Source organism: Acetobacter estunensis, assembly GCF_011516945.1.
Lineage (GTDB): Bacteria > Pseudomonadota > Alphaproteobacteria > Acetobacterales > Acetobacteraceae > Acetobacter > Acetobacter estunensis.
This window is the reverse complement of record NZ_WOTH01000067.1, coordinates 1-9,392: the sequence shown is the minus strand read 5'-3', so window position 1 is coordinate 9,392 and position 9,392 is coordinate 1. Positions and strand designations below refer to the sequence as shown.

Below are 9,392 nucleotides of genomic sequence, written 5' to 3'. Positions count from 1 at the left end.
TCACGAAGGATGTCGAGGCAACAATCTCGTCATCCTGCGCATGGTTGATGATTGCCCATATCCGCAGAGTTCTGCGGAAAATCAATCAAACCGCTTTCTGATTCAGGCTCTTAGGGAAGCGGGATACGGGCCGGAAATGGGGCTGGCGGTGCATCCGTTGCCGATCTCCGGTTTTCGTCGCCGCATGACACTGGTCGCGCGGCGACGTGAGTTTGGTCGTCTGCCCCTCGATCTGGCGGAAACGCTCCGTAAATCTCTGAAAGAACATAGTCTTCCATCTTTAGTAGATCAGTTCGCCCCATTTGCGTCTACGATGCGTGTTCTGGATTGATCCTGTCTGGCTGAAGCAAGCGCGTCCTGCCTACGCTGAGCCGGGCTCAGGATAACATATATGGAGTTTAAGCCTTGCCGTAATGCCTTCTCGCCCTGTTACTCCGGATGATGCCGGAGATCTGCTAACCGGCTCATCAGCCGAGCCCGTCCGTGAGTTGACGCTGGAAGAGTCGCTGGGCGCGCAAATCAGACTGCGTCGGCGCAAGGCGGAACTGACAGGCGCCGATCTGGCGAACGCGGCGGGAATCTCGCTCGGCATGTTGTCAAAGATCGAGAATGGACAGATTTCGGCGTCTCTGACTACGCTTCAGTCCGTCAGCAGGGCGCTGAATGTGCCATTAAGCCAGCTTTTCGCAACGTTTGAAGAGCAGCGGGATTGTTCCTTCGTCAAGAGCGGTCATGGCGTCGTTATCGAGCGCCGTGGAACCAAGGCCGGCCATGAATATGAACTGCTCGGGCATCTTCTCGGCGGTCCGACCGTGGTCGAGCCTTATATGATTACGCTTCACGAGGAAGCCAGATCCTATAGTCATTTTCGGCATGAGGGCGTGGAACTGATCTACATGCTCAGTGGCCGTGTCCTCTATCGCCACGGCGAGGAACGCTACGACATGGAGCCCGGCGATACCCTGTTGTTCGACTGCCAGGCACCTCACGGACCAGAGGAATTACTCGAAAACCCAATGCGTTATCTCTCAATCATCATCTATCCCCGGAAAAGCGACACACCGTAGACGAACTGAAAACTTTCCTTTTAGGAATATTTTATTCTTTTCCGTTGACTCCGCGTGAAAGGATGCGCTTCATTGCCGTATCGTTTCCTTTGATCGCGGAGAAATACGATGTGCGGCATCGTTGGGTTATTCCTGAAAAATCCGGCTCTACAGCCACAGCTTGGCGCCCTGACGGCGCAAATGCTCAAAACCATGACAGAACGCGGTCCAGACAGCGCGGGCTTCGCTATTTATGGAGGCGGTGCGCATGGCCGCACCAAGATGACGCTGCGTGGTGTTACGGAGGTTTTGCGGCCGGACTTCGAAAAGAGCGTCTTGTCGTTGAGCGATAGCGCCACTTTTTCTTATCGGGACGATCATCTCGTGGTGTCCTGCCCGGATGATGCCGTCTCGGCTATTCGGGAACTGGTTGCGGAATATGGACCCGACGTCACGGTCGTCTCCAGTGGAGATAGTATCGAACTTTATAAGGGTGTCGGTCTTCCCGAAGAGGTGGCGGCGCGTTTCCAGCTCGCTCAGATGAGCGGAACTCACGCAATCGGCCATACGCGGATGGCGACCGAATCCGCCGTTACCACGGCTGGCGCGCATCCATTTTCGACCGGCCCGGATCAGTGCCTCGTGCATAATGGATCTCTGTCCAATCACAACACGCTGCGTCGCCAGCTGGTGCGCGACGGCCTAAGCTTCGAAACCGAAAACGACACGGAAGTAGCTGCTGGCTATCTGTCCTGGCGGTTGTCCCAAGGAGAAAGGCTGGATGAAGCCCTGACGGCTTCGCTGTCCGACCTGGACGGATTTTACACGTTCGTCGTCGGTACGCGCGATGGGTTTGCCGTGCTGCGTGACCCCGTTGCTTGCAAGCCGGCCGTGATGGCCGAGACGGATGATTATGTTGCATTCGCATCCGAATATCGGGCGTTCGCCGGTCTGCCGGGGATTGAGAGCGCAACGGTTTTCGAGCCTGAGCCGCAACGTGTCTATCATTGGGAGCATGCGGCATGAGCGTGGCGCTGTCCAATCATCAGGCGATCGACCTGCGCGAAACGACTATCCGTAAACTCAACGCTACGCTGCAGTCGGAAGACGCCACCGGTACCTGGCTGGTCAGCCATCCAGAGGGGCGACATTCCATTGCGGTCGGGCTGACAGCACCAATTGATGTTACCATTGATGGTCAGGCAGGATATTACGCTGGCGGTATGAACCAGCACGCCAATCTGGTGATTAAGGGGAATGCCGGCCCTGGTGTTGCCGAGAACATGATGAGCGGTGCGGTGCGCGTCGAAGGGAATGCCAGTATGGCAGCCGGTGCGACCGCGCACGGCGGCTTGCTGGTCATCAAGGGAGATGCGGGCGCGCGCTGCGGAATCTCCATGAAAGGTGTCAATATCGTTGTGCGCGGATCCGTCGGGCATATGAGTGCCTTCATGGCGCAATCCGGCAATCTGGTCGTCTGCGGTGACGCCGGTGATGCACTTGGTGACAGCCTTTATGAGGCACGCATTTTCGTGCGCGGGACTGTCAAAAGTCTCGGTGCCGACTGCGAGGAAAAGGAGATGACTGCAGAGGATCTACAGCTTCTCCAAAGGTTACTGAAAGAGGCGGGAATCACGGAATACAGCCCCGAGAGTTTCCGTCGCTACGGTTCCGCGCGCCGTCTCTACAATTTTCACGTTGATAACGCTGCTGCGTACTGAGGTCATGATGTCACAGAGTAAAAACACGCCGCCTCGCACAACGCCGCGTTTTTCGGCCACGTTCGATCAGTTTACGATTTCCGAGATCCAGCGCGCTGCAGCGACCGGTATTTACGACATCCGGGGAGCTGGAACAAAACGCAAGCTTCCGCATTTTGACGATCTGCTGTTTTTGGGTGCCTCAATCTCTCGTTACCCCCTCGAAGGGTATCGTGAGCGGTGCGATACAGAGGTAGTTCTGGGAACGCGTTTTGCAAAGAAGCCGATACGCCTGAAGACGCCTGTGACGATCGCGGGCATGTCTTTCGGTGCGCTGTCGGCGCAGGCGAAGGAAGCTCTGGGTCGAGGCGCCAGCGCTGTTGGTACGTCCACCACGACGGGTGATGGCGGGATGACTCCAGAGGAGCGCGGACACTCCTCCATCCTTGTCTATCAATATCTCCCTTCGCGCTATGGGATGAATCCCGATGATCTGCGCCGTGCGGATGCGATTGAGGTCGTGGTCGGGCAGGGGGCAAAGCCAGGCGGTGGCGGTATGCTTCTGGGTCAGAAAATTTCACCGCGTGTTGCCAAGATGCGTGATTTACCTGAGGGAATTGACCAGCGTTCAGCCTGCCGTCACCCAGATTGGACTGGTCCTGACGATCTCGAAATAAAAATTGAAGAAATTCGAGAAATCACAAATTGGGAAAAGCCAATTTACGTAAAGGTGGGGGCAAGCAGACCGTATTATGACGTTTCTTTGGCGGTTAAGGCTGGTGCAGATGTGATCGTGCTTGATGGCATGCAAGGAGGTACTGCTGCAACGCAGGAAGTCTTTATCGAGCATGTTGGGTTGCCTATTCTTTCGGCTATTCGCTCCGCCGTGCAAGCGCTGCAGGATCTTGATATGCATCGCAAGGTGCAACTGATTGTTTCCGGAGGCATTCGGAGTGGTGCGGATATGGCCAAGGCTCTGGCGCTTGGTGCGGATGCTGTGGCGATCGGCACCGCTGCATTGATTGCGCTGGGCGATCAAAGTCCGGATCTAGCCGAAGAATATGCCAAGCTCGGGACCGTACCTGGAGCCTATGATGACTGGCAGGAAGGACGGGATCCAGCTGGTATTACGACGCAGGATCCGGAACTGGCTGCCCGTCTTGACCCGATTCTTGGTGGACGACGTATCGCCAATTATCTCTCGGTCATGACGATGGAAGCGCAAGCTATTGCACGGGCTTGTGGCAAAAGTCATCTGCATAATCTGGAACCCGAAGATATGGTTTCGCTGACCCTTGAAGCGGCAGCAATGACCAGGATTCCGCTTGCAGGGACAGAATGGTACCCGGGTAAAACCGGTTTCTGAGTCCTCGACGCCTCAATGCCGGAGTGTATTGAGGCGTCTTTCGTTTAGACACGACTATTTGCAAGGCTTCAGACATGCCCCAAGCTACGATAGCGCCTGATTTGGCGGCAATTGCCGCAGATCGCGGAATTCACTATTTCCTTATTTCATTTACAGACCTATTTGGCGCACAGCGTGCAAAACTGGTTCCTGCATCAGCAATTGCTGGAATGCAGAAAAATGGTGCAGGTTTTGCAGGGTTTGCAGCTAATTTTGTTCTCTCACCAGCTGACCCGGATCTTGTGGCCATTCCAGATCCCTCAACCCTTATTCAGCTTCCTTGGAAGCCGGAAGTTGGATGGCTGGCGTCTGATCTGAAAATGCATGGCGCTCTGATCGAGCAAGGGCCGCGGAATACACTCAAGCGAATGGTCAACCGTGCGAAGAGCGCTGGTTTTTCGGTTAAGACTGGTGTGGAATGTGAGTTTTTTCTTCTCACCCCAGATGGTCAACGCATTTCCGACGGACATGATGATGCACCTAAAGCATGCTACGATGCATCTGCTCTCATGCGTCGCTATGATGTTATTGCAGAAATCTGCGATGCGATGCAGTCTCTTGGATGGGAACCATACCAAAATGATCATGAAGATGCGAATGGTCAGTTCGAAATGAACTGGATATTTGACGATGCGCTTGTTACTGCGGATCGTCATGTATTTTTCAAGTTTATGGCTCGCTCAATTGCAGAAAAACATGGCTTACGTGCCACGTTCATGCCTAAGCCCTTCATGCATCTGACTGGTACCGGATGTCATGCTCATGTTTCCTTGTGGGATGGGGAAACGAATGTGTGTTTTGACGCGAAAGATGCAATGGGTTTGTCCAAGCAAGGGTATCATTTTGTTGGCGGACTTATAAATCATGCAGATGCTCTTTGTGCATTTCTCAATCCTGTAGTGAATTCCTATAAACGTATCAATGCGCCACGCACTGTCTCAGGAGCCACATGGTCACCAAATTCAGTGACCTACTCTGGTGATAATAGGACGCATATGATTCGTGTTCCCGGCAAAGGGCGTTTTGAAATGCGTTTGCCTGATGGAGCGGCTAATCCCTATCTCTTGCAGGCTGCTCTTTTAGCTGCCGGTCTGGATGGTATTGAACAGAAAATAGACCCAGGAAAACCGCTGGACATCAATATGTACACGGACGGTCACAAGGTTAGGGACGCGAAAAAGCTTCCTCTAAATCTTCTGGATGCATTGCGCGCACTTGATGCCGATAGAGGTTTACGGAATGTAATTGGCGAGGGACTGGTGGCTCCCTATATCCAATTGAAAACTGCGGAATGGAATGCCTATTGCAGTCACTTGTCAGACTGGGAACGCACGACCACGATCGACTGCTGATGAGGGCATAAGTTAAAATTATAGGCACAATTATAACGTTCCGTGTTCATAATATTGCTAACGCGGAACGTAACGATGGCGCACAATTATACTGTACTGATGCCTAGCCTGCTCTTCTTATCAAAACAAGTTCTCTCTTTAGCTGCCCATCACATGCAAACAAGGAGTTCTCATGAGCAAGATATATCGATTTTCATTCCTTTTATCGATTACTACGCTCCTGAGTGGTGCGGGAGTATCACATGCAGCGGTTTATGCTGCAAAAGGTGGGGTAATCCCCCCATTTTTAGTGGGGCATTGAATGAGAATTCAGGCAGCTGTTTTTAGTTTCTGGGCGGGGGTTAGCCCGCTGTTCCCCATGTTGGGTCTGTCATGGTTATATGTCCAGAGCCATTGTGTTGCGACCTCCTGCACGTCCTGAATGCTTTCAAACAAATACTGCTCCAGCCATTCCTGCCGGACAGTTCCGTTGTAGCGTTCAATATAGGCGTTCTGCTGCGGATTACCCGGTTGCGTATAGATCAGGGTAATCCCCTGTTTTTCGGCCCATGAAACCAACGTATGACTGACATATTCAGGGCCATTATCCATTCGGATGGCTTCTGGCCTGCCACGCCACTCCATAACCTGTTCCAGACAGCGGACAACCCGACAGGCTGGCAGGGAAAAATCAACCTCGATCGCCAGTCCTTCACGATTGAAGTCATCCAGAATGTTCAGGAGCCGAAAAGCACGTCCATCCATCAGCCTGTCCGCCATGAAATCCATGGACCAGACCCTGTTGGGCAGGGCTGGAACCGACAGCTTTTCTGGCTTTTCGCGAACCAGGCGCCTGCGGGGTTTAATCCGCAGGTTGAGTTCCAGTTCCCGATAGATCCGATAAACCCGCTTATGATTCCAGAGCTGTCCCTGCACATTGCGCAGATACAGGAAACACAGACCAAATCCCCATCTCCTGTGAGCCTGGGTCAGCCCCACAAGAAGATCGGCAATCCTGTCGTTCTCCGCTGCCAGTCGCGGACGATAGCGAAAGCAGGTCTCGGATATCCCAAAAATCCGACAGGCCAGCGCAATGCTGACCCCATGATGCGCCACAGCCTGTGCCGCCAGTTCCCGGCGCTGGGCTGGCCGCTTCATTTTTTGCCAAGGGCTTCCTTCAGGATATCCGTCTGCATGCTCAGATCCGCATACATGCGCTTCAGCCGACGGTTCTCCTCTTCCAAAGCCTTCATCTGACTGATCATCGAAGCATCCATGCCGCCATATTTCGCGCGCCACCGGTAAAACGTGGCGTTGCTAATCCCATGCTCCCGGCACAGGTCAGAAACCGGGACACCGCCCTCAGCCTGGCGGATCACACCCATGATCTGGGCGTCAGTAAAGCGATCACTCTTCATCAGAATCTCCTCAATTCTTACGCTGAGAAAATTCTCATTCAAAAGTCACTCTTTTTATGGGGGGATTACCCGAAGAGGGAGACGGGACGTCCTGTTGGTCACCCTCCAGTGTCGTGAGAAAACTGGCTACAGCTCGGTCAGCTGCAGCAAGCGCATGGTCGAGATCCGTGTAATCCAGTGGCGGTAGTTCGTCTCGCCTGACACGGGATTGGGCGGTCGAAAAGGATGAGGTTACGATCTCTCCTTCGCCTCTTGTCGTCTTGCCACGGCTTCGGCGCTGAGGCGGTCGAATGCAATCGCTGATCCCCTCGAACGCCCGCATCGCGAACAACCGCCGAGCTGATCGGTTTGTGACTTCTACCACGATGCCCTGCCCCTGAAGACGTTCCAAAATCTGGAGCGTCGCGTTGATCGAAAGCCCGGTGCAGTGTGCAATCCCTGTGGCGGACGCCAGCGGATGCAGCATCAGGAGATCGACAACCAGTCCAGCACGGCTTGTCGAGCGTTGCCCTCGCACAGCGCGTCTTGCAAACGTCCAAGCGTATTCCATGCGTGATAGAAGGTCGTCGAAACGCATGGCTTCCACTTGAAGTTCATGAAGGAAGCACGCAATCCACTCGACCCGATCCGTGGATGCGTCCGGCCGGAAAGCCGCTGGAGCCGTAAGTGGAACAGGTGCCGCGAAAAGCCCGGCCTCCTGCCATGCCTTGACCAGAGCCGCCCGCATGGGCGCACGTCGCCGGTTCTGCTTCCAGATCCAGCGATAGTAGGCCTCGGCCGCCTGCAGCAAAATACCCTGACCCGGATCCTCTTCTTCGATCGCCCGCATCGCCGCATTGATTGACCGCTGGCGCCTACTCCCTGGGTGCGCAAGCCAGGCATAGAGATCGTAAGCACACCATGACGCGTCATGCTGGAGCATGCGGTCTTCAGGATCATCGGGCTGTCGAAGAGGGAGACCTTCAAGGACCGCCACCAAGCGGAATGGATCGACGAGTTGTCCATCGGTGGTGGCCTGGGTCCGTATCGCCGCAAGACGCGCCCTGAAAAGGAAGGCCGGTAAGAGCGGGTGGCCACGCAAGCGGTGGTCGAGCCGCACGATCGCGCTGACCGTGCCGACCAGGACCGCTCCCACGTTTTCCACTTGCATGCGTCCATCACAGACGGGAATGGTTTTTGTCCGGGCTATTTCAGGCAGCTCCATGTCTCACGGGATGAGGACCAGTCCGCGTCGTTCTTAACTTAACCTAACAACCATTTAGGTTCAAACTGCGCGACTATCCGGAGAAAGGCCCCCTCCCCCCAACCTAGTTGCGATAATACCCTTTATCGCAACTAGGTTGGAGACCATAAAAAAAGGCCCCTGTCGAAAACCAGAAGATAATGATAATCCGTTGCTGACGGCTGTTTTTGTCGCCGAAAAAACCACTTAATCGCGATAAAAATGCAGAAGATAATGATAAAAAGCCACTGATTGATGATAAACAGACACAAGGCGCTACACACCAAACGGTGCACTAATGAGGTATCGTCCCCATGATCTTACTTTCGGATGCAGCCACATCACATAAGTCTCTGGCGTGAGTGGTTCACAGGCAATCTGACATTCTGAAGGATCCCAGAAAACCCGGTCTTCGAAAAACTGATGATCGGACAATACTACTGAAGCCAGCATGATGATGCCGGCTGCCAGCGGAACTGGCAGCATGGCCGGCGTATAATGGAAAGCCGCTTTCCAGTCTGACTGCTCCAGCATCCAGCAAAGCGGCGGTTGAGGCCTCGGGAGATAATCGATCGTGATCAGTATCATCAACGTAAGCTCTTCAACAATTGTCGTCAGACGGCGTTCCCTGCTGACGCCACGCCATTGTGCGTGAAGTGTCTGCCCGACAAGACTGCGACAGAGATCAATGCTCAGAGCGTTCACGCACCGGGATATTGTTCTGTCTATCGTCAGACCCCAGGGAAACTGATCATTTGATACGTCCCCCCACAAATTGATTTTATCGCCTTTGACAGCGCACAGCGGCTGCATCCGACCTTTGTCACTGAGAAAAAGACATCCCTTGCCTATTTTATTGCACCGTGGACAGGCTTCTTCCAGAACTCGCCGATGCCGTTCGCAGAACACTGCCGCACCCGTTCGCCATGACCGCCGCTCCCAGGGCTCATCTCCCTCCAGCAGATCTTCCCGCACACACTGGCGACACCAGACGGCGTGATCCCTAACCCAGAGACGCCCCTGTGGCGTCCCGCAGCGCATCACCTTGATTGAGCGTTGTGACAGGCCGGTCATGGCCGCAAGCGTACGATCCGCCTGGGGCTGCAGACAGCAGTCCAGTTCCCTCGCTCCTCGGAGAGGGTATCCGGCATGAACAGCAAGATGGAGGGTTCTAAAAACCCCCTGGTTTTGAGGTCTTCTGTATGATTCTATTTCTTCTGCGTTGATTGAGGGAATGGCGATATGAAGCAGTCTGGTTTCTTTGATGTTG

General features: G+C 54.2%; 9 protein-coding genes and 1 pseudogene. 7 read left to right on the top strand and 3 right to left on the bottom strand.

Features of this window, described 5'->3' with window-relative positions:
• The 7 genes and pseudogenes from GOB87_RS15825 to glnT form a co-directional block, all read left to right on the top strand.
• Positions 1–101 (top strand): annotated as a pseudogene (locus GOB87_RS15825) (IS5/IS1182 family transposase); the annotation flags it as partial.
• A 35-nt stretch (positions 102–136) separates the two neighbouring features.
• Positions 137–331, top strand: coding sequence for a hypothetical protein (locus GOB87_RS15820; protein WP_166318943.1), 195 nt, complete (start codon positions 137–139; stop codon positions 329–331).
• A gap of 82 nt (positions 332–413) precedes the next feature.
• Positions 414–1,067: a helix-turn-helix domain-containing protein gene (locus GOB87_RS15815; RefSeq protein WP_166318940.1), complete on the top strand. Its 654-nt coding sequence runs from the start codon at positions 414–416 to the stop codon at positions 1,065–1,067.
• Between the two features lie 108 nt (positions 1,068–1,175).
• Complete coding sequence (locus GOB87_RS15810; RefSeq protein WP_166318937.1) at positions 1,176–2,072, top strand: class II glutamine amidotransferase; 897 nt, start codon at positions 1,176–1,178, stop codon at positions 2,070–2,072.
• Positions 2,069–2,767, top strand: a complete 699-nt coding sequence (locus GOB87_RS15805; RefSeq protein ID WP_166318934.1) for a GltB/FmdC/FwdC-like GXGXG domain-containing protein — start codon at positions 2,069–2,071, stop codon at positions 2,765–2,767. The genes GOB87_RS15810 and GOB87_RS15805 overlap by 4 nt, the downstream gene beginning before the upstream one ends.
• Positions 2,768–2,771: 4 nt before the next feature.
• Positions 2,772–4,112, top strand: coding sequence for an FMN-binding glutamate synthase family protein (locus GOB87_RS15800; protein ID WP_456303938.1), 1,341 nt, complete (start codon positions 2,772–2,774; stop codon positions 4,110–4,112).
• Between the two features lie 74 nt (positions 4,113–4,186).
• Positions 4,187–5,503, top strand: coding sequence for a type III glutamate--ammonia ligase (gene glnT, locus GOB87_RS15795; protein ID WP_194303383.1), 1,317 nt, complete (start codon positions 4,187–4,189; stop codon positions 5,501–5,503).
• Positions 5,504–5,812: 309 nt separating this feature from the next.
• Here glnT and GOB87_RS15790 read toward each other — a convergent pair.
• The 3 genes from GOB87_RS15790 to GOB87_RS15780 form a co-directional block, all read right to left on the bottom strand.
• A protein-coding gene (locus tag GOB87_RS15790) for an IS3 family transposase (protein WP_166318931.1) occupies positions 5,813–6,900 on the bottom strand; the annotation gives its coding sequence in 2 pieces (ribosomal slippage) (positions 5,813–6,639 and positions 6,639–6,900; 1,089 coding nt in all).
• Positions 6,901–6,934: 34 nt separating this feature from the next.
• Positions 6,935–8,050, bottom strand: a complete 1,116-nt coding sequence (locus GOB87_RS15785) for a hypothetical protein (RefSeq protein ID WP_166318928.1) — start codon at positions 8,048–8,050, stop codon at positions 6,935–6,937.
• 348 nt (positions 8,051–8,398) lie between these two features.
• The gene (locus GOB87_RS15780) at positions 8,399–9,388 is read right to left on the bottom strand and encodes a TniQ family protein (protein ID WP_338421444.1); all 990 of its coding nucleotides are present in this window, start codon (positions 9,386–9,388) and stop codon (positions 8,399–8,401) included.
• Positions 9,389–9,392 lie beyond the last annotated feature (4 nt).

Excerpts from the sequence above, each read along its gene's own strand:
- GOB87_RS15820 (WP_166318943.1), top strand. The coding sequence starts at position 137 with ATGGGGCTGGCGGTGCATCCGTTGCCGATCTCCGGTTTTCGTCGCCGC.
- GOB87_RS15805 (WP_166318934.1), top strand. The coding sequence starts at position 2,069 with ATGAGCGTGGCGCTGTCCAATCATCAGGCGATCGACCTGCGCGAAACG.
- GOB87_RS15785 (WP_166318928.1), bottom strand. The coding sequence starts at position 8,050 with ATGCAAGTGGAAAACGTGGGAGCGGTCCTGGTCGGCACGGTCAGCGCG.
- GOB87_RS15800 (WP_456303938.1), top strand. The coding sequence starts at position 2,772 with ATGATGTCACAGAGTAAAAACACGCCGCCTCGCACAACGCCGCGTTTT.
- GOB87_RS15815 (WP_166318940.1), top strand. The coding sequence starts at position 414 with ATGCCTTCTCGCCCTGTTACTCCGGATGATGCCGGAGATCTGCTAACC.
- GOB87_RS15810 (WP_166318937.1), top strand. The coding sequence starts at position 1,176 with ATGTGCGGCATCGTTGGGTTATTCCTGAAAAATCCGGCTCTACAGCCA.
- glnT (WP_194303383.1), top strand. The coding sequence starts at position 4,187 with ATGCCCCAAGCTACGATAGCGCCTGATTTGGCGGCAATTGCCGCAGAT.